Origin of the sequence: Thermomicrobium roseum DSM 5159, from assembly GCF_000021685.1 — a bacterium.
GTDB lineage: Bacteria > Chloroflexota > Chloroflexia > Thermomicrobiales > Thermomicrobiaceae > Thermomicrobium > Thermomicrobium roseum.
Genome location: NC_011959.1, coordinates 1177700 through 1202784 on the forward strand (window position 1 = coordinate 1177700; position 25085 = coordinate 1202784).

At 62.7% G+C, this 25085-nt stretch carries 25 protein-coding genes and 1 tRNA gene; 16 read left to right on the forward strand and 10 right to left on the reverse strand.

Features of this window, described 5'->3' with window-relative positions; translation table 11 throughout:
* Positions 1–294: 294 nt before the first annotated feature.
* From TRD_RS05540 to TRD_RS05555, 4 genes are all read right to left on the reverse strand, one after another.
* Positions 295–371, reverse strand: a tRNA-Cys gene (locus tag TRD_RS05540).
* Positions 372–514: 143 nt separating this feature from the next.
* Positions 515–2224 (reverse strand): adenine deaminase, encoded by a 1710-nt coding sequence (gene ade / locus TRD_RS05545; RefSeq protein ID WP_015922142.1) that lies wholly within the window; start codon positions 2222–2224, stop codon positions 515–517.
* 17 nt (positions 2225–2241) lie between these two features.
* Positions 2242–2706, reverse strand: a complete 465-nt coding sequence (locus tag TRD_RS05550; protein ID WP_143714642.1) for a hypothetical protein — start codon at positions 2704–2706, stop codon at positions 2242–2244.
* A complete protein-coding gene (locus TRD_RS05555) occupies positions 2699–3124 on the reverse strand; it encodes a MerR family transcriptional regulator (protein WP_015922144.1) in 426 nt (141 codons plus the stop codon). The genes TRD_RS05550 and TRD_RS05555 overlap by 8 nt, the downstream gene beginning before the upstream one ends.
* A 105-nt stretch (positions 3125–3229) precedes the next feature.
* Here TRD_RS05555 and TRD_RS05560 point away from each other — a divergent pair, with 105 nt between their 5' ends.
* Positions 3230–4036, forward strand: coding sequence for a BtpA family protein (locus TRD_RS05560; RefSeq protein WP_015922145.1), 807 nt, complete (start codon positions 3230–3232; stop codon positions 4034–4036).
* Between the two features lie 120 nt (positions 4037–4156).
* On the opposite strand, the gene recJ is transcribed toward TRD_RS05560, so the two are convergent.
* Both recJ and TRD_RS05570 read right to left on the reverse strand, forming a co-directional pair.
* Positions 4157–5842 (reverse strand): single-stranded-DNA-specific exonuclease RecJ, encoded by a 1686-nt coding sequence (recJ, locus tag TRD_RS05565; protein WP_015922146.1) that lies wholly within the window; start codon positions 5840–5842, stop codon positions 4157–4159.
* Between the two features lie 99 nt (positions 5843–5941).
* The gene (locus tag TRD_RS05570; RefSeq protein ID WP_015922147.1) at positions 5942–6658 is read right to left on the reverse strand and encodes a metal-dependent transcriptional regulator; all 717 of its coding nucleotides are present in this window, start codon (positions 6656–6658) and stop codon (positions 5942–5944) included.
* A 90-nt stretch (positions 6659–6748) separates the two neighbouring features.
* Here TRD_RS05570 and TRD_RS13610 point away from each other — a divergent pair, with 90 nt between their 5' ends.
* Both TRD_RS13610 and TRD_RS05580 read left to right on the forward strand, forming a co-directional pair.
* The gene (locus TRD_RS13610; RefSeq protein WP_015922148.1) at positions 6749–7708 is read left to right on the forward strand and encodes a metallophosphoesterase; all 960 of its coding nucleotides are present in this window, start codon (positions 6749–6751) and stop codon (positions 7706–7708) included.
* Positions 7705–8790: a DUF1786 domain-containing protein gene (locus TRD_RS05580; RefSeq protein WP_015922149.1), complete on the forward strand. Its 1086-nt coding sequence runs from the start codon at positions 7705–7707 to the stop codon at positions 8788–8790. The genes TRD_RS13610 and TRD_RS05580 overlap by 4 nt, the downstream gene beginning before the upstream one ends.
* Here the strand turns inward: TRD_RS05580 and TRD_RS05585 are convergent.
* Positions 8787–9827 carry a polyprenyl synthetase family protein gene (locus TRD_RS05585; RefSeq protein ID WP_052294064.1) on the reverse strand — a complete coding sequence of 347 codons (1041 nt, stop codon included), beginning with the start codon at positions 9825–9827 and terminating at the stop codon, positions 8787–8789. The genes TRD_RS05580 and TRD_RS05585 overlap by 4 nt on opposite strands.
* A 157-nt stretch (positions 9828–9984) precedes the next feature.
* Between TRD_RS05585 and TRD_RS05590 the strand changes: the two genes are divergently transcribed.
* Both TRD_RS05590 and TRD_RS05595 read left to right on the forward strand, forming a co-directional pair.
* On the forward strand, positions 9985–10677 hold the full coding sequence (locus TRD_RS05590; protein WP_015922151.1) for a zinc metallopeptidase: 693 nt from the start codon (positions 9985–9987) through the stop codon (positions 10675–10677).
* A gap of 166 nt (positions 10678–10843) precedes the next feature.
* Positions 10844–11308, forward strand: coding sequence for a ClbS/DfsB family four-helix bundle protein (locus tag TRD_RS05595; protein WP_015922152.1), 465 nt, complete (start codon positions 10844–10846; stop codon positions 11306–11308).
* Between the two features lie 88 nt (positions 11309–11396).
* Here the strand turns inward: TRD_RS05595 and clpX are convergent, their stop codons facing one another.
* Genes clpX through tig form a run of 3 tightly spaced genes read right to left on the reverse strand, consistent with a single transcriptional unit; the run spans position 11397 to position 14805 of the window.
* Positions 11397–12662 (reverse strand): ATP-dependent Clp protease ATP-binding subunit ClpX, encoded by a 1266-nt coding sequence (gene clpX, locus TRD_RS05600; RefSeq protein ID WP_041436699.1) that lies wholly within the window; start codon positions 12660–12662, stop codon positions 11397–11399.
* 32 nt (positions 12663–12694) lie between these two features.
* Positions 12695–13312 (reverse strand): ATP-dependent Clp protease proteolytic subunit, encoded by a 618-nt coding sequence (locus TRD_RS05605; protein WP_015922154.1) that lies wholly within the window; start codon positions 13310–13312, stop codon positions 12695–12697.
* Between the two features lie 20 nt (positions 13313–13332).
* Positions 13333–14805: a trigger factor gene (gene tig / locus TRD_RS05610; protein ID WP_015922155.1), complete on the reverse strand. Its 1473-nt coding sequence runs from the start codon at positions 14803–14805 to the stop codon at positions 13333–13335.
* A gap of 249 nt (positions 14806–15054) precedes the next feature.
* Between tig and TRD_RS05615 the strand changes: the two genes are divergently transcribed.
* The 11 genes from TRD_RS05615 to TRD_RS05665 all read left to right on the forward strand — a co-directional run bounded on the left by TRD_RS05615 (position 15055) and on the right by TRD_RS05665 (position 25030).
* The gene (locus tag TRD_RS05615) at positions 15055–15813 is read left to right on the forward strand and encodes an SCO1664 family protein (protein WP_015922156.1); all 759 of its coding nucleotides are present in this window, start codon (positions 15055–15057) and stop codon (positions 15811–15813) included.
* Positions 15814–16172: 359 nt separating this feature from the next.
* Positions 16173–16619 (forward strand): SRPBCC family protein, encoded by a 447-nt coding sequence (locus tag TRD_RS05620; RefSeq protein WP_015922157.1) that lies wholly within the window; start codon positions 16173–16175, stop codon positions 16617–16619.
* A gap of 43 nt (positions 16620–16662) precedes the next feature.
* On the forward strand, positions 16663–17133 hold the full coding sequence (locus tag TRD_RS05625) for a (2Fe-2S)-binding protein (protein ID WP_015922158.1): 471 nt from the start codon (positions 16663–16665) through the stop codon (positions 17131–17133).
* A gap of 56 nt (positions 17134–17189) precedes the next feature.
* Positions 17190–19541, forward strand: coding sequence for a xanthine dehydrogenase family protein molybdopterin-binding subunit (locus TRD_RS05630; RefSeq protein WP_015922159.1), 2352 nt, complete (start codon positions 17190–17192; stop codon positions 19539–19541).
* Positions 19542–19591: 50 nt separating this feature from the next.
* Entirely contained in the window at positions 19592–20458 is an 867-nt protein-coding gene (locus TRD_RS05635; protein WP_015922160.1) for an FAD binding domain-containing protein, read from the forward strand.
* Between the two features lie 120 nt (positions 20459–20578).
* Complete coding sequence (locus TRD_RS05640) at positions 20579–21475, forward strand: AAA family ATPase (protein ID WP_015922161.1); 897 nt, start codon at positions 20579–20581, stop codon at positions 21473–21475.
* A 44-nt stretch (positions 21476–21519) separates the two neighbouring features.
* Entirely contained in the window at positions 21520–22773 is a 1254-nt protein-coding gene (locus tag TRD_RS05645) for a vWA domain-containing protein (protein ID WP_015922162.1), read from the forward strand.
* A gap of 15 nt (positions 22774–22788) precedes the next feature.
* Positions 22789–23109: an XdhC family protein gene (locus TRD_RS05650; protein ID WP_015922163.1), complete on the forward strand. Its 321-nt coding sequence runs from the start codon at positions 22789–22791 to the stop codon at positions 23107–23109.
* Entirely contained in the window at positions 23106–23894 is a 789-nt protein-coding gene (locus TRD_RS05655; protein ID WP_015922164.1) for an XdhC family protein, read from the forward strand. The genes TRD_RS05650 and TRD_RS05655 overlap by 4 nt, the downstream gene beginning before the upstream one ends.
* Positions 23895–23915: 21 nt before the next feature.
* Positions 23916–24524: a nucleotidyltransferase family protein gene (locus tag TRD_RS05660; RefSeq protein WP_015922165.1), complete on the forward strand. Its 609-nt coding sequence runs from the start codon at positions 23916–23918 to the stop codon at positions 24522–24524.
* Positions 24521–25030: an NUDIX hydrolase gene (locus tag TRD_RS05665; protein WP_015922166.1), complete on the forward strand. Its 510-nt coding sequence runs from the start codon at positions 24521–24523 to the stop codon at positions 25028–25030. The genes TRD_RS05660 and TRD_RS05665 overlap by 4 nt, the downstream gene beginning before the upstream one ends.
* Positions 25031–25085 lie beyond the last annotated feature (55 nt).

The window sequence follows — 25085 nt, forward strand, 5'->3', positions numbered from 1 at the left end:
GGCTGCGCGAGGACACACCGAAAGCCTCGCCGATCCCATCGATCGCTGCAGAAACGCTGGTACGTCGGCGCTCGGGATGCTTGCTCGCCACGAGTGTCGGACTCGTCCGCCAACGGGGTTCAGCTCGAGATGCTTCGTTCCCGCTGCTCCGGGAGCGATCATGCTCCTGACGGAGTCATCGATTCCGGTTCAGCGTCCGCACGAGTAGTTCGGACGTCTTTTCGTTCCCCCTTGGTGCTCGACAGCTCCGTCCGGGGATCGGTCACGACACAACTCGGGAGCATGGGGGAGCCTTGGAGGCGGCGGGCGGATTCGAACCGCCGAATCGCAGTTTTGCAGACTGCTGCCTTAGACCACTTGGCTACGCCGCCGACCTCACTCCAAGCATAGTATAGCAGCTTCTCGCAATCAGCGCTCGGACTCACGAGCTCCTTGCTCGCAACCGCTCGCGACGGAGCCTGGCGGACGGTCGTTCCGTCCACCGAGCAGAGGGGCCGTGCCATCGACCGTCATCTCAGCGCAGCACGACCAAGCCATGATCGGTGACGCGAGCCTCCGGAATGACCGAAAGCGCCATGAACGAGAGCAGCGCGAACGGTGCCGGTACGCGGCTTCCCATCTCGCGCGCTGCCTGCTCGACCGCTTCATACTGTTCTGCCACCGTTTCCAGCGGTTCCGGTGACAAAATTCCTGCCACCGGGAGCGGTAGTTGTGCTCGGACCAGACCATCGGCGACCGCGGCCAGACCACCGCGCATGGCAACGACCGCATCGATCGCGGCCAAGATATCCCCATCGTCGACTCCAACGACGACGATGTTGTGGGCATCGTGTGCGATGGACGAAGCCAGCGCACCACGCCGCAAGCCGAAACCCCGAACCAACCCCACTCCAACGCGTCCCGTCGCCCGGTGGCGCTCCACGACGACCAGCTTCGCCAAGTCGCGTTCCGGATCAGCAACCACCTCCCCATCACGCACCGTCGGTTCCACTTCGATCGCCCGGGTCACGATCTGCCCCGGGATCGCTTCCACGGCGATCATCCGATCGCAAGCAGGCAGGCGAAGTCGAGCACGATCGATCGGTGCCACATGCACCGTATCCAGGAGCCACTCAGGAATCGTCCGGCTGGTCCGGAAGGTCGCCTTGCCATCCTGAGCGACCACCTCGCCCTGGAACAGGACGAGCCGCGGGCGGATATCGTCGAGCCGGTCGAATACGACCAAATTGGCCCAGTAGCCGGGCGCGACCAGCCCATAACCGTCCAACCCCCAATACTCGGCCGTGTTGAGCGTCGCCAAGCGGATCGCCCGAATCGGATCGAGGCCAGCCGCGATCGCCTTGCGCAGGATCGCATCCATATGCCCATCGTGGAGGAGTGTCGCGCAATCCCGGTCATCGCTCGCGAAGCAGCAGCGCGGGTAGGTAGCCTCGGTCACGAGCGGCAACAATTCGAGCAGGTTGTGCTCGGTTGATCCCTCCCGGATCATGACCTGGAGTCCCCGCCGCAGCTTCTCGCGGGCCTCCTCCAGTTGCGTCGACTCGTGATCGGATCCCATCCCCGATGCGATATAGGCATTGAGGCGGGAACCACGCAAGCCTGGTGCGTGCCCATCCCGCCGCCGAGCAGGGAGGCGAAGCTTCTCGTAGATCTCCGCTTCACCGGCGAGGACACCCGGAAAGTTCATCATCTCGCCCAGCGCAACCGCGTTCGGTAACCTCAGCCCCTCGGCGATCGCAGCCGCGTCCATGACCGCTCCGGCACTTTCGTATGGGCTGGCTGGAACACACGAGGGTATCGTCAAAAACACACCGAGCGGCAGCCCTGCGGCTGCCTCAGCCAGTGCTCGGATGCCCGCGAGGCCAGCCACATTGGCGATCTCGTGCGGGTCGGTCACGACCGCTCCTGTCCCATGCGGGACCACCGCACGCGCGAATTGGTCGATCCAGAGGAGCGAACTTTCGACATGGACATGCCCATCGATGAAGGAAGGCGCGAGATAGGCTCCAGTCAGATCGATCTCCTCATGCCCATCGCGATACGTTCCGATTCCGGCGATGCGCCCGAACACGATCGCGACATCGGCTTCCTCGATTTCCCCGCTCGCCACGTTCACGATACGGGCCTGCCGCAACACGAGATCAGCCGGTTCTTCCCCGAGGGCGACACGCAGGAGCCGTTGCCACTCCTCCAGTCGGAGCGCTTCGATCCCCAGTCCAACCATTCCGTTCCTCCTCGCTCTCAATCGAGCAGACGCTCTTCGAGTCGCTCGAGCAGCTCGTTGAGTCGTTCCAAAAGATCGGTGACCAGTTCCGGCAAGGATGCGCTTGCACTGAACGGAATCTCGAGCCCGATCCGCAGTCCGACACCGTGCGCAGCCTCGTCCCACCACGCTTCGCGCAGCAGTCGTTCCGTGTCCGTCACGGGGGCGTGCCGGATCGTCTCCACGAGCCGGGAGAGCGTGAGCCGGGCGAGGCGCTCTTTGACTGCTCGTTTTCGCTCGTCTTCCTCGTCGAAGTACAGTCCGGGCGAAACGTCCCAGACCTCGACTAGATATCCGTCAGTCCCGATCCGCACATCGATCCGACCGCTCTCGGTATCGCACGCGACGAGCCAGCCCTCATCACCATACAATGGGTAAGCCCAAAATCCTGCCTGGCGCAGGATGGATACCACTGGTTCGAGCGCGGCTCTTGTCTCACGCATGCTCATCGTGGCTTTCCACCTCGCCCCTCTTCAGCCAGAGCCGGGCGACCTCGACCATGGCTTCGACCTGATCGACCTTCGCGTCGGGCCGGTCGAGTCGCGCCGCGAGCACGATACCGGGTGCAATTTCCCAGACGCGCCACAGCACCGCGTCACCCGCCCGTCGTTCCGGGGAGACCACCTCCAGTTGTGCCAGGTGCTCGCGGATCTCTTCTAGACCGAGACGCTGCTCCCGGAGTCGGCGGATCTGCTCGAGGCGCCGGACATGTTCCGGGCCATAACGAGCAGTCGGTCCTCGGCCGCGCGGCGGGGGAAGAAGACCACGAGCGACATAGAAACGGATGCGCCGCGGTGGAATCCCCGTTCGCGCGGCCAACTCCTGAATGGTCAACGATCGATCGGTGCCCTCGCCACCCATCGACTTCTCGCAACGCTTCTCTCACTCGAAGCATACTGCCGCTCCGATCCCGCCGTCGCACGGTATGCTGGCCATGAGTGGATCGACGATCGGAGGAAGGACGGCATGACCTCCCGGCTTCTGGACAGCGTTCCGTTCCTGCTCGTGGGTGTAGTCCATCTCCTCCCGCTACCGGGCTCCCCTCGTGGGACGCGGGACGTGGCACGGATCCGCGAGCGCGCCCGCCGCGACGCCGAAGCCTACCGGGAAGGGGGCGCGCACGCCCTCATCGTCGAGAACTTCGGAGATGCGCCCTTCCGGAAAGATGGGGTCGAGCCTCACGTCATCGCGCTCATGGCACTCGTCGTCGAGGAGGTCCGCGAGTCGACCGGACTACCGGTTGGGGTGAACGTGTTGCGCAACGATGCCCGTGCAGCACTCGGCATCGCGGTGGCAACCGGAGCTTCCTTCATTCGCGTCAACGTGCATGTCGGTGCGATGGTTACCGATCAAGGTATCATCGAAGGCCGCGCTGACGAAACACTCCGCTACCGCGCGCTCCTCCAGAGCGAGACAGAGATCTGGGCCGATGTCCTCGTCAAGCACGCCGTACCGCTGGCACCGCTCGCTCTGGAGGACGCCGCCGAGGAAACGGTCCAGCGCGGGCTCGCCGATGCCCTCATCGTGACCGGGCCGATGACCGGACGCGCTCCCGACCCAGCCGAGCTCTCGCGCGTCCGCGAACGATTGCCGACAACGCCAGTGTTCGTGGGAAGTGGCGTCACGGCTGACAATGTCGCACGCTACATCCACGCTGCACGCGGCGCGATCGTCGGGACATGGGCCAAGGTCGAGGGGAAGATCGAGAACCCGGTCGATCCCGCCCGGGTTCAGCGACTCTGCCAGGCGATCACTCGAGCCCTTCCGCACTGAGTGGCCTGGCCCAGCCTCCTGAGAAGGAGCGGCATCGCTCCGGCCAGTGTGTCGATGCCTTCTCCAAGGGACGCCGAACACGCTGGATCGAGATTCGTGACAGAGGGGAGAAGACAGCGATCAGCGGGTCGGACGAATGTCGATCACGTCCAGCTCGACTCGTTCCTGCCCGTTCCAATCGCTCCGTCGCAACGTGAACGCGATGTCGATGCGCCCAGCACGGGCCAAGCGGGCGATCTCTCGTCCCCCCTCGAACCAGACCGCCTGGCGCACGGTGCCGTCCGGTGCGACGACGGTGAAGCGCAGGTGCCGCTCGTTCTGCGTGCTCGTGATGTCGACAGCTCGAACATCGCGGACGAGGAAACGCGGTACCGGGTTGCCGTGACCATAGGGTTCCAGCTGCGCCAGCACCTCCCACGTCTCCAGAGCGATCTGGTACGGGTGGAGTTCCGCGTCCAACTCGAGCGGTAACGCCGGTTCCTCTTGGCCAAGGTGTTCCGCGGCGATTTCGAGCAGCCGCGCTTCCAGTTCTGCGATGCGTTCCGTCTCCACCGTCAATCCTGCGGCCGCATGATGTCCACCATGGTCGATCAAGAGGTCACGGCAGCGCGCCAGCGCTGCCGCAATATCGAAACCATCGATGCTGCGGGCAGAACCACGACTGACCTCGCTCTCTCGGGCGAGGAGCACGACCGGACGCGCATAGCGACTGACGAGCTTGCTGGCCGCGAGCCCGACCAACCCAACGCTCCAGGCACTATCAGCCAGCACCAGGACGGGCGGTAAGCTCCCGAGTGCGTCGATCCGTTGCTCGGCTTCCGCCAACATCCGCTCGATCGCACGCTGCCGCAAGGCGTTGAGTTCGTTGAGTTTCCGGGCTAGTTCCTCCGCTCGCTGTGCGTCCGCCGTCAACAGGAGCTCGAGCGCCAAGCGCGGATCGTCCATTCTCCCAGCTGCATTGAGCCGGGGCCCCAGTACATACCCGCAATGCCAACTGGTCAACCGCTGTCCCCGTGCGCTGTCGAGTCCACTCAGGCGCGCGAGTGTCCGCAGGCCGAGCGGTGCCGTCTCCCAAAAACGCTTCAGCCCGAGCGCCACGAGCGTTCGGTTGATCCCGACCAAGGGAACGACGTCAGCAACCGTACCGAGCGCGACCAAGGGAAGCCAACGGGACGCAGCTTCGTTCCCGAGCAGCAGGCGTGCGAACTGGTACGCGACACCGACTGCCGACAGTGTTCGGAAGACCGGTGGAGCATCCGGCCGCGCGACCGAGACGAATGCCAGCTCATCTGGCCAGGCCTCGTCATGGACAGCGTGATGGTCCAGAACGATGACCGGAACCCCAGCTCGGAGAACATCGCGCAAGGCATCCCAGTCACCGGTTCCGCAATCCACCGTCACGAGGAGCGCAGGCCGGTGCTCCAGCACGCCTGGCACGTGATGACGCTGGAAACCATATCCATCGCGCAGGCGGTGGGGCACCATCGGGATGACCGTCAACCCGAATTCCCCAAAGAGCTGCGCGAGGAGCGTCGTTGCGGTCAAACCATCCACATCGTAGTCGCCGAAGACGACCACTGGTCGTGACCGGCACCGTACCTCCTCGACGAGGGATACCGCTCTCCCACTGTCGGGCAAGGCGGCGGGATCAGGCAGGTCGCTGAGGTGCGGCTGGAGGAAGCGCCGCACCTCCTCGTGGTTCCGAATACCCCGACGGTAGAGGACAGCGGCCAGCAGCGGATGAACCGCGAGTTCCCGAGCCATTTCCGGAACTCGTTCCGGTTCCCGCCACCGGTAGCGCGGCATTCGCCTCTCCCATCGGACGGACTACCCGAACCCGGTTGACTGCGAACGATTCATCGGCCGGCAATCGAGGGCTCGCTTCCGTGCGGGCAAACGCACGATTTACCGCGTCGCTTGCTCCTTGCCCCCCGTCGATGCTGCCGTCACGTAGATTCCGCGTGCCAATCGTTCCCCGACGTACTGCTCGCGATCACCGATCCGGACCCGCAGTGGCCCCTCGAACGGTAAGCGCTCGAGTACCTCTAGGCGAGTGCCCGGGCGAATACCCAGTTCTGCCAGATAGCGGAGCTGTGCGCGATCGTGATCGGCAACATGGAGAACTTCCACCTGCTGCCCCGGCAGGACATCGTGCAACCGCTGACAGGGTCGTTCGGGGAGCGAGCCATCGCTGCGCGGGATGGGATGTCCGTGCGGATCTTCGGTCGGGAAGCCGAGTCGTGCGTCGATCCAGGACTCCAGTTCCTCGGAAAGTCCGTGCTCGAGGCGATCCGCCTCTTCGTGCAGAGCATCCCACGGATACTCCAAAACCTCGGCGAGAAACCGCTCCAATAAGCGATGATGCCGGATCACTTCGAGCGCAACGCTTCTCCCGCGGTCCGTCAGTCGCACACCCCGATAGGGTTGGTGATCGACGAGATCAAGTGCAGCCATCCGCTTCAACATGTTCGTCACCGAGGGGCTCTGCACCCGCAAACGCTCGGCGATCGCTTGGGTCGTAACCCGTCCCTCGTCGCGCTCGAGCGCGAAGATGACTTTCAGATAATCCTCCATCGCCTGCGTGATCGGTACTCGCCCAGTCGCGCGCCTCGACTGTCTCACTGGTACACTCCCTGCGACCTGCTGGCCCCGAGACGAGGGGCTCGCTGTTGCGCCAAGTATACGTGGAACACCTGTTCGAAGGGTGAGACAGTGCGAGGAGCTGCCCGACAGCTCGGAGCGATCGTCGGATCGATCGGCGCGACCCTACTCCTGCTCCTGGCGAGCAGGGAGCCGCGTCAGCTTCTCGTACGTCGAGCGCGGCTTGCCCTACCCCGGCCCCGAGAGAGCGCTACCGGCCTCCGTTTAGCCTTTCTCACCGACTTTCACGCGGGCGGACCTGGAACGAGCACGCAGCTCTCGCGGACCGCACTGCACCTCCTGGCGAGCTGGCGTCCCGATCTGGTCTTGCTCGGCGGTGATTACTTCGATCAGGGCAACATGGTCGACACCGCCCTGTTCGATGAACTGGCACGCTACGAGAACGTGTTTGGGGTGCTCGGCAACCATGATTACCGACGCGGAACGACCAATGCACAAGCTATCGTTCGTTTCCTGGAAGCTCGCAACGTGCGTGTGTTGCGTAACGAATTTGTCACCATTACCGTCGAACGGCAGCAAGGAGCGACCGGCACGATCGAATTGGTAGGTCTCGACGACCCCTATACTGGCTATGATCGCCCGGAGATTTTGAAGCGGCCGCCCCCGCCGCACCCGCGGCTCCTGCTCGCCCATGCTCCCTCGGTCGTCGAGCGCCTGCCCGTCGGATGCGCTGATCTTGCGCTCTTCGGTCATACTCATTGGGGGCAGGTTCGGCTCTCCCCTTCCCGGACGATCGGGTTACTGGATGCTGCATGGTATCTCGATCGCTGGCGCCACAAACCGCACGCACGTCTGCAGCGGGGCTGGTTCTGGGAAAAAGGGATGCTCGTGTACGTGAGTGCTGGTATCGGGCTAACGCAGCTTCCATTTCGGCTCTTCGCTTCACCCGAGATCCTCTGCCTGGAACTCGATCCTGATGCGCACGATCCGCAACGAGCATGCGATGACCCTCTGCGGTACATCCGTTCCTCGACAGTGCGGCATACCCTCCAGCGGGAGGAGAGACGATGAAGCCACCGATCCGCATTCTGGCTCTCGATGCCGGAGCAGGCACGCAAGATATCGTCCTCTACGAGTCAGATCGTGAGCCGGAAAACTGCGTCAAACTCGTCTTACCCTCGCAAACACAGGTCGTTGCCACGCGTATTCGCCGGATCACCAGTCGCGCGCGTCCGCTCCATCTCGCTGGCCATCTGATGGGGGGTGGTGCGAGCAGCGACGCAATCCATGCGCATCTGGCTGCTGGCCTACCAGTGTCCGCGCAGCCAGACGCCGCGCGGACACTCCACAACGACCTGGATCGTGTCCAGCGCATGGGCATCGAATTGACCGAACTGCCTCCACTCGGTGCTGAAATCGTCTGGTTGGGCGATGTCGATGTCCCTGCCCTTACCCATGCCTTGCGCGCCTTCGAGGTCGAATTACCGGCGCTCTGGGCGATCGCCGTACAGGATCATGGGTACGACCCCTCGACGGACGCCCATGAGCATCGGTACCGTTTCCTGGCGGAGCTCCTCGAGCAGGCGGACGATCTGCGCGCTCTGGCCTTCCGTATACCCCCAGCCTACCTCCTGCGCATGCAAGCCGTTCGACGGCAGGTTCCCGGCTGCGTGCTCATGGACACCGGCCCGGCCGCCGTCCTCGGCGCGCTGTGCGATCCAGTGGTCTGGCGCGCAGCCCGTTCGGATGGCGCCGTTGTCGTGAATGTGGGGAACATGCACACGTTCGGCGTCGCGATACGAGGAACGCGCATCTATGGACTCTTCGAGCACCATACCGGTGGGGTGACTCCGGCCATCCTCGCGGATCTTGTCTCCAAGCTACAGAGCGGACGACTCACGCACCCGGACGTCGTGCGTCTGGGTGGTCACGGAGCCGTCCTGACACCTAGCTACGTTGCGGCCGCGCCGTTTCCGTTCGTGGCCATCACTGGTCCCAATCGATCGCTCGTCCGTTCACTGGGCTGGTACGAGGCAGCACCCTTCGGAGACATGATGGTGACCGGCTGTTACGGCTTGATCGAGGCGACGCTCCGGCTGCTCGAGCGCGAGACGGGAGACCGGCTACCGTCACTGCTGCCCCAAGAGGACTAGGCTTCGCGCACGGGCAATCCGGCGACGAGCCCTTGTAAAGAAGCAACCCCTTCGGGTGTGAGCGACAGCGCTTCGAGCTCTGCCAACGCTTCGCCATGGAACCGTTCGACTGCTTCCTGCAGAGCAGTACGCACCGCGTAGCGTTCCAGGAGCTCGATGACCGCAGCCACTTCCTCCGCGCTCAGCTCAGTTCGTCGACGCCAGAGATCCAGTAACCAGGCCCGATCACTGGCTGCAGCGCGTTCGAGGACGAGAACGATCGGCAAGCTCTTCTTGCGTTGTCGGAGGTCATCGCCTCGGGGCTTTCCTGTAACCGCCGGATCGCCCCAGACACCGAGGTAGTCGTCGCGGATCTGAAAACCGAGTCCCAGCGCACGCCCGAAGCGCTCCAACCGTGCCGCGACCTCCGCTGGCGCGCCAGCCACCAGAGCCCCAGCCCACGCGGAATAGGCGATCAGCGCAGCCGTCTTCCGTTCGATCATGGTGAGGTACTCGTTGACCGACACTTCGGGGCGTTGTTCGAAACTGAGATCGAGAACCTGTCCTTCGACGATCAGAAGTGCCGTCTCGTTGAAGCGGCGCACGAGCTCCGCACCACGACTGGGCTCGAGTGCTTGTGCCGCTTCCAGCGCGGCGATCTGGCTCAACACGAAAAGTGCATCGCCAGCATTGATCGCTTGAGCATCGCCCCACAGGGCCCAAATCGTGGGGCGATGCCGTCGTAATCGACTGCGATCCTGGATATCGTCGTGGATCAGGGTGAAATTGTGGAGCAGCTCGATCGCTGCCGCGATGCCAACAGCACGAGCAGCATCACCGCAGACAGCAGAAGCGATAGCCGTACAGAGCGCAGGCCGAAACCGCTTGCCGCTGACTCCGCTCGCTGGCTGCATCCGCTCGTCGCGCCAGCCGAGATGATAGGCAAGTACCTCGTACACGGGAAGCGCCCCCGGTAACGCCGGAAATCGCGCGCCGTAGCGGGCCAACAACTCTTGCATTGTCCGTTCCACGTCGCTGATCGCTGCGTTCACGGCCATCCCTTTCGATCGAACCTTTCATCGATCCACTCGACAGTCGACGACTGGACATTCGGAGCAGAGAACGCCCATACTTGTAGTGATCGTCGCACAGCGGAGCCGTTCCGGCCAAGTGCGAGCGGCTCCCCTGTGGGACGGTCATGAAGGGAGGCTAACCATGTTCTACTTCGATCCGCTCTACTTCGTGTTTCTCGCGCCGGCGCTCTTGCTCATGCTCTATGCGCAGTGGCGCGTACGCTCAGTCATCGGAAAGTACGGTGAGATACCGAATCGGCTCGGCCTGACCGGTGCGCAAGTCGCCCGCGCCATCCTCGACCGCAACGGTCTCTTCGACGTACCGGTCGAACTCACCCCTGGCGAGCTGACCGATCACTATGATCCGTTGCGGCGCGTCGTCCGCCTCTCCGAACCGGTCTATTACGGTCGATCGGTCGCCGCGCTCGGCGTTGCCGCGCACGAGACGGGACACGCCATCCAGCATAAAGTCGGGTACGTGCCACTGCAGTTGCGCACCGCAATCGTTCCGGCGGTGAATATCGGAACGAACATCGGGTGGATCTTGATGCTGTTGGGCATCGTCATCGGGATCTCCGGGCTCGCCTGGGTAGGCGTGATCCTGTTCTCGCTCGGCACGTTGTTCGCCCTGCTCACCTTGCCGGTGGAGTTCGATGCCTCGCGCCGAGCACTGGCGCTTCTGACCACCATGGGCATCGTCGATCGGACCGAGGAGGGGCAAGCACGGGAGGTCCTCAACGCCGCTGCGCTGACCTACGTCGCTGGGCTCGTCATGGCGGTCCTCAACCTGCTCTATTGGATCAGTCTCGTGAGCGGAATGCGCCGGAGCGAGTGATCCCTCAGTCCGCGCAGGACGAAAGCAGGGCGTCCGGAGCGTGAGCGTCCTCCGGGCGCCTCTTCATCTCGAGCGATCGGTGTCGTCGTGATTCGAGACGTGGTAGCCTCCAAGGAACGGAGGCCTGTGTTGAGTCGGCGCCGAACGCGAGGGAGGGAGAAGCACGATGACGATCGACATTCATGAGCGACGAGCGATCCTGCAGGAGATCCAATCGGCCTGGGTCGAGCTGCGGAATGCACTGCGCAACTTGACCGAACACGAAATCGTCGAGACCGGCTCGTGGGGAGCGTACTCCTTCAAGGACATGATGGCGCACATCGCGACTTGGGAGCGTCTGCTCATGCAACGTATTCAGGCCTTGGAAGAAGGTCGCGAGCCCCCCACCATCGACGACATCGACGCGTTCAACGAGGAAGATATCCAACGGAATCAGAATCTCTCGCTGCGCGAAGTGTGGGACCGTTTTCTCGAAACACACGAGAAGCTCATCGAACTCTTGGAGCGCACCCCAGTGCTCACTCGCGAATTGGTCGCAGCTGATACCTACGAGCACTACCGAGAGCACTTGCAGGACATTCTCGAGTACGAAAAGCGGCGCTCTCCCAGTCGGCGCCTCAAGAAGGAATGAGACCCCGGAATCGCTCACTGCTCGCGAAGGCAGGCATGCCGCGAGGCCCAGGTGAGGGACCGGCCTTGCGGCGTTCGTCCAGTCGCGTTCAGGCGCTCTGCTCGTAGGTGAACTCGATCGGTTCGTCGTTTGCCGCCAAGAGGAGCGGTGGGCGACGTCGGTAGATGACATCGGCGGTCACGACACACTTGCGAACACCCTGGAGCGAGGGAAGCTCGTACATGACATCGAGCAACACCTCCTCCAAGGTCGTCCGCAAGCCACGTGCGCCCGTACCACGCCGCTCGGCGAGATCGGCGGTTGCATGAAGCGCATCAGGGGTAAAGATCAGCTCCACGTTGTCCATCGCGAAGATCTTCTGATACTGCTTGACGATCGCGTTTTTCGGCTCCACCAAGATCCGTACTAGGTCGTCGTGCGTCAAAGGATCGAGCGCCGCGACGACTGGCAGGCGACCGATGAACTCGGGGATCAATCCGAACTTCAAGAGGTCATCGGGGATGACCTGGTGCAACACATTCTCCACGCGTCCATCTTGCCGAGCGCTCTTCCCGAATCCGATCGTCGAGTCCTTACCGATTCGCCGACGGACAATCTCGTCAAGCCCTTCGAATGCTCCGCCGCAGATGAAGAGGATATTGCGAGTATCGATCTGAATGTACTCCTGATGGGGATGCTTGCGACCACCATGCGGAGGCACGTTGGCGATAGTCCCTTCGAGAATCTTCAGGAGCGCCTGCTGCACCCCTTCTCCGGAAACATCGCGAGTGATCGACGGACTATCGCTCTTGCGAGCGATCTTGTCGATCTCGTCGATGTAGATGATTCCAGTTTGTGCTCGCTGGATATCGCCTCCCGCTGCCTGGATGAGACGGAGAAGGATATTCTCGACGTCCTCCCCCACGTACCCGGCCTCGGTGAGTGTCGTCGCGTCGGAAATGGAGAACGGGACGTCGAGCAATTTGGCCAGCGTTTGGGCCAAGAGCGTCTTCCCACTTCCAGTCGGGCCGATGAGCAGGATATTGCTCTTCTGCAGCTCCACGTCGCTGTCTTCCCCGAAGATGATCCGCTTGTAATGGTTGTAGACAGCGACCGACAGTACCTTCTTCGCCCGTTCTTGGCCGACGACGTACTGGTTCAGCTGCTCGTACAGCTGCTTGGGAGTCGGGATCTGCGTGGGAGCGGGAGCCGGGCGCCGCGCCGGTGCCTCTTCTTGAATGATCTCCTGGCAGAGCTGGACACATTCATCGCAGATGTATACCCCGTTCGGGCCGGCGATGAGTCGTCGCACCTCCTCCTGGCTCTTGCCACAGAACGAACAGCGATAAAAGACCCGTCCCCCACGCGTTGTCATCCCCATCGCCCCTTCTCCACCCGTTGGCTCGCCTACGCTCGCTGGAGTTTGACCGGCTCGAGCACGTGATCCACGATCCCGTAGTCCTTCGCCTCGTACGCGCTCATGAAATAGTCTCGCTCGGTATCCCGTTTCACACGCTCGAACGGCTGACCGGTATGGAACGCCAGGAGTTCGGTCAGCATCGTAGTCAGATTCAAGGTCTCCCGTGCCTGGATCTCGATATCCGGCACCGAGCCGCGGAATCCGGAAGTACCCTGGTGAATCAGAACCCGCGAGTGGGGAAGGGCGAAGCGCTTCCCCTTCGTTCCCGCTGCGAGGAGAACCGCCGCCATGCTGGCACCGAGTCCTACACAGTAGGTCGCGACGTCCGGCTCGATCATCTGCATCGTATCGTAGATCGCCAGGCCAGCGTACACGAGGCCACCCGGGCTATTGATATAGAGCTTGATATCAGCCTCCGGGTTCTCGTGTGCCAGGAACAGCATTTGGGCGATTACGGCATTCGCCACCTGATCGTCGATCGGCGTTCCAAGAAAGATGATCCGATCGCGGAGCAGGCGCGAGTAGATATCGTACGCACGCTCACCACGACTTGTCGTTTCGATCACCATCGGGATGACGAGTTCAGGTCGGATGTCTCGCTCCATCGCATAGCCTCCTCGTACCCTCAGGATGCCTGGTCATCATCCGCTCGGGATCCAGTCTCCGTTACCGCCAGCGATTCCGCTGACTCGGAAGCTGGCGTCGTTTCGCCATCCACAACCTCCGGAGCCGTCACTGCTTCTTCCGCAGCTGGCTCGGTCCCCTCGGCCGGTTCGGCTCCGGCCAGCACTCGAGCCGCCTCGCCGATAACAGCACCTCGTCCTTCCGTGACGAGCTCCAAAAGCCGCTCGCTCACCTTGCGCTCGTGCAATTCGTCAGCGAGATAGCTCCGCACCGAAGGAACAGAGTAGAATGCGCGGAACTGCTCGGGACTTCCACTGGCCAGAGCCAGTCGCTCGATCTCAGCGACCAACTCCTCCTCACTGACCGCAATCCCCTCAGCCTCGGCAAAGGCTTCCAGCACCAAATACCGGCGGAGGCGCGCTTCGGCTTGGGGGCGCAACTCTTCCTTGAACTCTTCCAGGGTTTTACCCTGAAATCGAAGGTACTCTTCCAGACTACTTCCACGCTGCCGCAGTTGCTCACGCAGCCGCTCGACGTCCGCCGCGACCTGACGCTCGATCAGCGCTGGCGGAAGCTCGACCGTCGCCACCTCGAGGAGACGCTGGACTGCCTGTTCCAGCACTTCCGCACGCGCTGCCTGCGCCTTCTCGCGCAGGAGATCACGCCGCACGCGATCGCGTAGTTCGCTCAATGTTGCCACCCCTAGCGACTGCGCGAACTCGTCATTCACTTCCGGAAGCTCTGCTTCCTTCACCTCGTGTACGGTCACGCGGTAATGCAGCGTCTTCCCACGGAGTTCCGGACTGACGCGCTCGTCCTCTTCAGCGAAAGAAATATCGAACTCAGCCGATTCTCCGGGACGCAGGGAGCGGATAGCCTGATCGATCTCCGCAAAAAGGTTGCTCTCGCCCAAGACGAAAGTCGCCTGGCGGAGTGGCTCCTGGAACGGTTGCTCGCCTTCGTACGCTTCGATATCGACGATCACCTGATCGCCATCGCGAGGCTGGCGCGGCTCGTCCGGCGTCTTCCAGACCGCGCGACTGCGCCGCAGCCCCTCGATGACCTGGTCGATTTCTTCCTCGGTCACCTCGACCTCGCGCGGCTCGACGCGGATATCTCGATAGCCGTCGAGATCGACTTGCGGATAGACCTGCACTTCGACGCGGAAGGCGAGCGGTTCGTCCTGATAGATCTCCACCTCCGGCTCGGCGACTGGGGTCAGCCGGTGTTGCTGGAGCGCCTCACGATACAAGCGATCCATGAGTTCACGCTGCGCTTCCGCGACGATCAGCTCCCGCCCCACTCGTCGCTCGACGAGCGCCCGAGGTGCGCGCCCTGGCCGAAAGCCAGGAACCTGAACCTGCTGGCTGATGCGCCGGAACGCTCGTTCGAGTGCAGCGTCGAATTCTTCAGGATCCGCCGCGATATCCAAGCGCACCGTGCTTTGCGGCAGGTGTTCGACAGTGATCTTCACGAACTCCCCTCCCTGTCAAGACAAACCATGATCGAACCTCGGCTCATCTCGCTGCACCCAATTCTCGCCCGGATCGGCAGAGAGCTGCTCGACGCAGACATTCTGCGGCCTCCAGCATTGCCGAGGGCCGGCGTGCACAGCTAATCCTACCCCGCCAGCCATTCCGGTCGCCAAGAGCGCTGTGCTAAGGTTATCGCGCGGAGGTACCCGCACAATCAGGTATCCACAGGTACCCACCAGGTGACGAGCATGACGACCGAGTTGACCCGCCAGCCTCGCCGACATCGTCTCCTCACCCCACGCGGATTGCAGCACATTCGTCCACTCAGGCGTGCCCTCGCCTGCGGGACGATCGCGGACTGGCAGCTCGTTCCGTGGGGCACCAACGGGACGTTCGTCGTGCTGCTCGAGCAGGACATCGTTCCAGACCTCCTGGCTATCTATAAGCCGGCCCGCGGCGAGGCCCCACTGTGGGATTTTCCTGCTGGAACGCTCTATCGCCGCGAATATGCGAGCTATCTGCTGAGTCGCCTGCTCGGATGGTCGTTCGTCCCTCCGACGGTCATCCGCGACGGCCCCTATGGCACCGGGACGGTCCAGCTGTATATCGAACCCGACGATCAGCCCCTGCGCGGCCAATCGGTGCGCCCCGAACTCCAGCGCATCGCCCTCTTTGACCTTCTCACCAACAATGCCGACCGCAAAGCGAGCCATCTCTTCCGAGGGAAGTTCGATCAGCGGATTTGGGGGATCGACCACGGGCTCACCTTTCACGTCGATCCCAAGCTACGGACCATCCTCTGGGAATTCTGCGGAGAACCGATCCCGAGCCAGCTGCTCTCCGATCTCGCGCGACTCCTCCGACACCGCCGGAGCGTCCAGCGGCTCCTCCGACCGTTTCTGGCCGAGAACGAACTCGCCGCTTTCTGGAAGCGCTGCGTGACCCTCGTGGAACACCCGATCTATCCACTGCTCAACCCGCGACGCAACATTCCGTTCGGCTGGTAACGGAGCAGATCGTTTGCGTCCGGAAGAACAGTGATTCAGGGCTGTATTTGGACAGCTCGTCGATCGCTGCCCGAACCAACCCGATCCGCGGAAGACAGCTCGCGCTTTGAGCGTCGCGACGCCAGAGTCGCTGACCGGGGAGGAGTCATCGGCGCGAGAAAACCCTCCAGTCATGCTCCGCGTTTCCCTCTTGACCGGTCCCAAGATTGGCCGTATGATGGGAGTAGATGCCAGCGAACCCGCAGAGTCGTTCTCGATCAGGCAGCGGGAAGGGTTGCCCACACCACCCACCTGACGACGAAAAGCGCAAGGCTCTGTAGACTGGCGTCGGTCAAAGGGTATCAGGGAAGGGAGCGAGGGTGAAAATCTCAGGATCGTACACCATACGAGCGGCTCGCGATGCCGTCTTCGCCCGACTGACCGATCCACAGGCGATCGCGAGTTGTCTGCCTGGAGTGGAAAACCTCAATCAGGTTGCCCCTGATCAGTACGAAATGGCGATGACGGTCGCCATCGGTCCTGTCAAGGGAACGTTCCAGGGGAAGGTACAACTCGCCGATATCAATCCACCCGAATCGTACCGCATGGCGGTGGAGGGACAGGGGAAACCCGGCTTTGCTCGCGGCGTGGGCTCGGTCCAGTTGCGAGTGATCGATGACCAGACCACGGAGATCACCTACGAGGGCGATGTGGAACTGGGCGGCCCCTTCGCCGGCGTCGCCCAGCGGATGCTGGGTGGCGTAGCGAAGCGGATGATCGAACAGTTCTTCGCTTGTATCGAGCGTCAGATGAGTGCGAGTTCCTGATCGCGTTGCGAGGTCGTTGATCGGAAGGGAAAGGAGCGGTCGAATGCAGATCACCGTGACCGTCAACGGTGTGACCTACACCCATGACGTCGAGCCACGCCTGCTGCTCGTGCATTACTTGCGGGATGTCCTCAACCTTACCGGCACGCACATCGGTTGCGATACCAGCCAGTGCGGCGCGTGTACGGTCCTCATGAACGGTAAAGCGGTCAAGTCTTGCACGATTTTCGCCGTGCAAGCCGATGGTGCGGAGATTACCACGATCGAAGGACTGGCCCGCGATGGTCAACTCCACCCGGTGCAGGAAGGATTTTGGGAAAAGCACGGGTTGCAGTGCGGCTACTGCACGCCGGGGATGATCATGACCGCCGTCGACTTCCTGCAGCGCAACCCCAATCCGACGGAAGAGGAGATCCGTCACGCCATCGAAGGGAACCTGTGCCGCTGCACCGGCTATCAGAACATCGTCCGCGCTATCCAGTACGCGGCCGAGAAGATGCGCAGCGGTAGCTAAGCACGTTCTCGTTCGGCCGGGTCGATCCCGGGCACCTCGCAGCGAAGGAGGGAGCCATGGCCGTCACCAAGATGTTCGGAGCAGCTGTCAAGCGGCGCGAAGATCCACGGCTCATCACTGGTCGCGGCAATTTCACGGATCACATCCGGCTCCCAGGCACGCTAGTCATGGCGATCAAGCGAAGTCCGCACGCGCACGCGCGGATCGTCCGCATCGATACCAGCAAGGCACGGGCGATGCGAGGCGTCGTCGCCGTCTACACCGGTCAGGATCTCGTCGACAAGCTGGCCCCGGTGCCCTGCGCCTGGCTGATCCCTGCCAGCGACTTGAAGGTTCCCCCCTACCGAGCAGTCGCCGTGGACAAGGTGCGCTACGTCGGTGACGCGGTCGCCGTGGTCGTGGCGACCGATCGCTACATCGCGCAGGACGCGGTGGATGCCATCGAGGTCGAGTACGAGCCGCTGCCGGCGGTCGTCGACCAGGAGAAAGCGCTGGAGCCCGGCGCACCGCAGCTCTACGACGAGGTCCCCAACAACCTCGCCTTCCACTGGAAGCTGCATTCTGGAGACTTCGACGCCGCATGGGATGCCGCCGAGGTGCGCATCTCGCGCCGGTTGGTCAATCACCGACTGATCCCGACGGCGATGGAACCACGCGGTGCGCTCGCGGCCTACAATCCTGGCACGGGTGAACTGACCATCTGGTGCACCAGCCAGAACCCGCACGTGCACCGGTTGCTGCTTTCCGCGGTCACTGGTCTACCGGAGACGCACATCCGCGTCATCGCCACCGATGTCGGCGGCGGTTTCGGAAGCAAGATCCCGATGTACGCCGGCGAGATGATCGCGGCGGCGATCAGCAAGGATCTCGGGCGCCCGATCAAGTGGATCGAGACGCGACAGGAGAATTATGTCGCCACGATTCACGGCCGCGACCACATTCAATACGTCGACATCGCGGCGCGGCGGGACGGCACGATCACTGGTGTCCGCGTGCGCGCCTATGCTAGCATGGGAGCCTATCTCTCGACGGCTGCACCCGGCGTCCCGACCTGGCTGTTCGGCCTCATGTTGCAGGGTCCCTATGCGATCCCCGTCGTGCACTGCGACGTGTACGGCGTTCTCACGAACACGACGCCGACAGACGCGTATCGGGGTGCGGGCCGACCAGAAGCGACGTATCTCTTGGAGCGGATGATCGATCTCTTGGCACGCGAACTGGGGATGGATCCAGCGGAGATCCGCCGCAAGAACTTCATTCCCAAGCACCAGTTCCCGTACACCACGCCCACTGGATTGCAGTACGACAGCGGTGATTACGAGGCGACACTGAATCGGGCACTGGAACTGGTCGATTATCAGAACCTGCGGCGTGAGCAGGAGGAGCTGCGCAAGCAGGGACGCTACATCGGGATCGGCTTCTCCACCTATGTCGAGGTCTGTGGTCTGGCACCCTCCCAGGCTGCGGGAGCCATGGGCTTCCAGGGCGGTCTGTGGGAGAGCGCGACCGTACGGGTGCATCCCACCGGCAAGGTGACGGTCTTCACGGGCTCCAACCCGCACGGGCAGGGCGAGGAGACGACCTTCGCCCAGCTGGTCGCTGACGAACTCGGTGTGCCCTTCGAGGACGTGGAGATCGTCCACGGTGATACCGAAATGGTCCCCTTCGGCATGGGGACGTATGGAAGCCGTAGCACCGCAGTGGGCGGCGCAGCTCTCGTCCACGCGTGCCGCAAGGTCAAGGAGAAGGCACAACGGATCGCGGCCCATCTCCTGGAAGTCTCGCCCGATGACCTGGTCTTCGAGAACGGCCGGTTCTTCGTCAAGGGGGCGCCGGATCGCGGTATGACCTTCCAGGAAGTGGCGCTGCAAGCGTATCTCGCCTGGAAGCTGCCGCGGGACATCGAACCAGGACTCGAGGCAACGCACTTCTTCGATCCGGTGAACAATACGTTCCCGTTCGGGTGCCACATTTGCGTCGTGGAGGTCGACCCAGAAACCGGGAAAGTGCAATTCCGGCAGTACGTTGCCGTCGACGATGTCGGAAACGTGATCAACCCGATGATCGTCGACGGGCAGGTTCACGGCGGCATCACGCAGGGCCTCGCGCAGGCGGTGTACGAGTTCGCCGCTTACGACGAGAATGGCCAGCTCCTCACCGGTTCGCTCATGGACTACGCAGTGCCCAAAGCGAGCATGCTCCCCTCCTTCACGGTCGATCGGACGGTCACGCCCACTCCGGTCAACCCGATGGGAGTCAAGGGAGCAGGCGAAACCGGTACGATCGCCTCGACGCCCGCCGTGGTCAATGCTGTGATCGATGCACTCGCGCCGTTTGGCATCGACCATATCGACATGCCGCTGACACCGGAGAGGATCTGGCGAGCGATCCGCGAACGATCGCGCTGAGGGCAGATCCGGAGGACGATACCTCTGGAGAAACGGAAGGGGAGCAGACGATGTATCCGAGCACGTTCACGTATTACCGAGCGGGATCGGTGCAAGAAGCCCTCAAGCTTCTGCTCGAGAACCCGGACGCCAAGCTCCTAGCTGGGGGACACAGCTTGATCCCGGCGATGAAGCTCCGACTCGCCTCACCGTCCGCGCTCATCGACATCTCGCGCATCAGCGAACTGGCTGGTATCCGGGACACCGGCGACCGAATCGTCATCGGTGCCACGACCCGATACGACGATATTCAACGATCCGATCTCGTTCGCCGGGTACTGCCCATTCTCCCTGAGGCGATCGACGTGATCGGCGATCTCCAGGTACGGAACATGGGCACGATCGGCGGGTCGCTCGCTCACGCCGATCCAGCGGCTGATCTTCCAGCTGTCGTCATCGCACTCGGTGCGGAGATCAAGGCCGTCGGCCCCGATGGCGAGCGCACCATCCCTGCTGACCAGTTCTTCATCGACCTCTTCACGACTGCCCTACAGGCGAACGAGATCCTCACCGAGATCGCCTTCCCCAAGCCGCCAGCGCGCACCGGCATGTCCTACCAGAAGTTCGCCAATCCAGCATCAGGTTATGCCGTCGTCGGGGCAGCAGCGGTCGTGACACTGGCGGAGGACGGTACGGTCGCCGCGGCACGCGTCGGGGTGACCGGTGCAGGACCCTATGCAGTCCGGCGCCAGAACGTCGAGCAAGCGCTGGTCGGCAAGCAACCCACTGCTGAGACGATCGAGGCAGCGAGCCAGTTGGCCAGCGAGGGGATGACGTTCAACAGCGATATCTTCGCCAGCGAGGAGTACCGAGCACATCTCACGCGCGTGTTCGTCAAGCGAGCCCTGACCCGCGCTGTGGAGCGAGCACGCGGCTGATCGACTACTTCCATGTGTCGCAGCACGCCCGGGGTCGTTGACCCCGGGCGCATCGCTGTCCGTCGATACCGTACTTTGGTATACTACTGGACTGGCACGTCTGATGAGTCGAGGTGAACCGTGACGACGATCGAGTTGAATTCAGTCGAGGCCGTGCAGCGCGCACTCGCGGCCTATCGATACGTATGCGACACCAGCCTGGCGACCGCCATTTTCCTGGCCCTCAAGCTACCCAAGCCGCTCCTCTTGGAGGGCGAAGCGGGGGTCGGCAAGACGGAAGTCGCCAAAGTGCTGTCGCAGGTCTTGGATACGGAATTGATCCGCCTCCAGTGCTACGAAGGGCTGGACGTCAACCACGCGGTGTACGAGTGGAACTACCCGCGCCAGATGTTGGCCATCCGCTTGCTGGAAGACCAGCAGGTCGGATGGGACACCGCCATGCACGAAATTTTCAGTGAGGAGTTCCTGATCGAACGACCACTCCTCAAGGCGATCCGACATCGCGGGAAAGCTCCCGTCCTTCTCATCGATGAGATCGACCGGGCTGATGAGGAATTCGAAGCGTTCTTGCTCGAATTACTTTCCGACTTCCAGATCACCATCCCGGAGATCGGAACGATCAAGGCGGAGCATCCACCGTACGTCATCATCACGTCCAACCGCACGCGGGAGCTGCACGACGCGCTCAAACGACGCTGCCTGTACCATTGGATCGACTACCCGAGCTTGGAGAAGGAGTTCGAGATCCTGCGCGTCAAGCTACCGGGGATCCCGGAGCGGCTCGCCCTCCAGGTCGCTCGCTTCATCCAGGCGCTTCGCCGGGAAGATCTCTACAAGCTACCCGGTGTTGCCGAGACGCTGGACTGGGCTGCTGCACTGCTCGCACTCAATCAGAGCCAACTCAGCGTCGAGATCGCCTCGGCGACACTCGGCGCGATTCTCAAGCACCAGGAGGATCTCCAACACATTCGCAAAAAGCGGTTGGAAGAACTGGTCACGGCAGCGACGCAAGAATGAGACCGAACCGGCCCCGCTCGGGCTTGACCGAGGATGAGTGACCCATGACGGCAACGATGAACTTCGCCCAACGCGCCCTCGCATTCGCTCGCTTGCTCCGGCGCGCTGGCGTCAAGACGACGACCGGTCAAGCGATGGACTTCGTCCGCGCGATCGAACACATCGATATCAGCCGCCGCGAGGAGTTTCGCGAAGCGGCGCGCGCTTGCTTGGTCACCCACAAGGACGACTTGCCAGTGTTCGACCGGCTCTTCGATCTGTACTGGCGAGCCAAGCCGGAATACACCGATGGCCTGCTCCAGCAGCCTGATCCGGATGATCTCATCGAGCTCGCACCCGAGGAAGGCGAGGAAGCGGAGGAGACCGAGGGGAGCAGCATCGAGGGCGCACGGGGTCGCCGCTTGGAAGCGATCGAAGCGATCGAGGAAGCAGAGGAAGGCGAGGGGAGTGAGACAGAATCGTTGGCCGACGCCTTCAGCTACAGTCCGGCCGAGATCTTGCGCGAAAAGGACTTCGCCGATTTCACTGAGGATGAACTCGCCCAGATCCGGCGATTCATGCAGCAGTTGACGTGGCAGATCGGTCGTCGGCGCTCGCGCCGCAAGGTGGCCTCCCCGAAAGGGCGCTTCATCGATCCGCGACGGACCATGCGACGATCGCTCCAGAGCGGCGGCGTCCCGCTCACGCTCGCTCGCCGGCAGACTAAGACCAAGCCGCGCCAACTGGTCGTCATCTGCGACGTGAGCGGCTCGATGGACCGCTACAGCCGGATTCTGCTCCAGTTCATCTACGCTGTCGAAAACGGCATGGCGAAGGTGGAAGCCTTCGTGTTCGGGACACGTCTCACGCGCGTTACACGCCTCCTCAAGCATCAGGACATCGATGAGGCGATGCGGCGTGTCGCGCGCGAGGTGCAGGACTGGTCCGGGGGAACGCGGATCGGGCAATCGCTCCAGAGCTTCAACCAGGAGTGGGCCCGCCGGGTACTCCGCAACGGGGCTGTCGTTCTCATCATCAGCGATGGCTGGGATCGTGGTGATCCGCAGCTGCTGGCGCAGGAGATGGCTCGTCTCCAACGCAGCTGCTACCGCCTCATCTGGCTCAATCCGTTGTTGGGTTCGCCTCGTTATGAACCTTTGACGCGCGGTATGCAAGCCGCACTGCCGTACATCGACGATTTCATGCCGATCCATAACTTTGCCAGCCTGGAAGCGCTGGCGAAGCACCTCAGCCAGATCGACGACAAGCGGCCGGTGCGCCGTCAGCATGCTGTGCTGCCCGAAGCACCTGCTGCCTGAAAAGGGGGAGAACCAATGCGTGACATACTGCCAGACATCGAACGTTGGATCGCCGACGGTGAAGAGATCGCGCTCGCCACGGTCGTGCGCGCCATCGGCTCGTCACCGCGTCCAGTCGGCGCCAAGATGGCTGTCACTCGATCAGGACGCATGGCTGGCTCGGTAAGCGGCGGTTGCGTGGAAGGTGCAGTCTTCGAGGTCGCGCTCGAAGTACTCGAGACCGGTCGGCCGCGGCTCGTCCGTTACGGCATTAGCGACGAGCAGGCTTGGGACGTCGGTCTGAGCTGCGGCGGAACCATCGACGTCTTCGTAGAACCCCTGGTGAAGCAGTCATGAGTGCCATCGTTTTCACAGCGCTGCGTGAAGCACTGAAAAACGAAGAAGCGGTCGTCAGCGCAACGCTCGTCTCCGGCGAGCCGTTGGGAGCGAAGTTGCTCGTGTTCGAGGACGGTCGAACCATCGGCTCGCTCGGTTCGAGCGAACTCGACGCGATCGTAAACGAGGATGCGCGATCGCTCTTCGAATCCGGCGAGCCGACCATCCGCACGTACCGCACTCGCGAGGGTCAAGAGATCGAGGTCTTCCTGGAGCCGCATTTGCCCCCGCGCCACTTGGTCGTCATCGGCGCTGTCCACATCGCTGTGCCGCTCGTCGCGATGGCCAAAGAACTCGGGTACCGCACCACAGTGATCGACGCCCGCGAGTTCTTCGCTACCCGGGAACGCTTCCCTCACGCTGACCAGCTCATCGTCGCTTGGCCGGATGAAGCGCTGCTCGGCCTGAAGATCACACCGCAGACCGATATCGTCATTCTGGCGCACGATGAGAAGTTCGAGGATCCAGCCTTGCACGTCGCCCTGAGGTCGAGAGCTGGTTATATCGGCGCGATCGGCAGTCGGAAGACGAGCCAGCAGCGATTGGAACGGCTTCGTCGTGCGGGGTTCAGCGAGGAGCAGCTCGCTCGGATCCATGCGCCTATCGGTATCGATATCGGAGCCAAGACACCCGGCGAGATTGCCGTGAGCATTCTGGCCGAGATCATCGCCGTCCGCCGGGGGCGAATCGGGCAACCGCTCCGACCGGCCAAATCCGCCGCTCCGGTCGCGCGCGAAGGCGCCTAACGCACAGCACGGATGGTTCCCATGCAACGGATCGCCGCCCTGGTTCTCGCCGGCGGCCTCTCGCGACGGTTGGGCTATCCGAAGCAGCTCGTCGAACTCTGCGGCAAGCCAGCACTGCAGTGGGTGCTCGACGCAGTCCAGCGCACCAGCTTGGAACCGCGTGTTCTCGTGCTCAACCCCGACGTTGCTCGATCTCGCGCATTGGAGACAGAAGGTTTCATCGTCGTGGTGAATGAACGAGCAGGCGAAGGACAGAGCACCTCGATCCGAGCCGGGCTCGCTGTCTTACCCGACGACGTCGATGCAGTTGTGTTCTTCCTGGGTGACCAACCGTTCGTCAATCCAGCAGTCGCCGCACTGCTCGTCGATCGGTTCCGCGCAACCCGAGCAGCGATCGTGCGACCGCGCTATGCTGATGGACCGGGACACCCGATCTTGATCGCCCGCCGGTTATTCCCTGAACTCTTGGCGCTGGAGGGCGATACCGGTGCACGTCCAGTGCTCGCCCGGCACCGCGATGAGATCGTTACCTGTGACGTACCAGAGCGCTCCATTCCACTCGACCTCGATACCCCCGAAGACATCGAACGAGCGCGACAGCTCTGCCGTGAGCAGTGCCACGAGCCATGAGCGTCAATTTTGCCGACGACATTCGTTATTGCCCGTATTGTCGTCATGAACTCGAAAGCCGGATGGTGGCTGGCCGACTCCGCCCCTATTGCCCGGCATGCGATCGGCCTTTCTTCGCTGACCCCAAGCTCGCGGTAGCCGTGATCGTTTGGCATGGCGATCGGATCGTGCTCCAAAAGCGCGCGATCGAACCGGGTCTCGGTCTCTGGAGCTTTCCTTCCGGATTCGTCGAGCGCGGCGAGCCGGTCGAGGAGGCAGCCCGGCGCGAGGTGTTGGAGGAAACGGGTTTACACATCGAAGTCGGTCAACTCGTCGGACTTTACTCACGGCAGGGCCAGCCGGTCGTTCTCGCTGTGTACGAAGGACGCGTCGTCAGCGGTGAACTCAGGTCCAGCGAGGAAAGCACCGCAGTCGAGTGGTTCCCGCTCGACGCATTGCCCCCGCTTGCCTTTCCGCACGATGCGGAAATCTTGCGCGATTGGCTGCGGCAGCGCTCGCTGTCCTGACTTCTTTCTCGTATCCCGAACGACACTCTTTCCCTTTCGTCCGTGCATGCCGAGA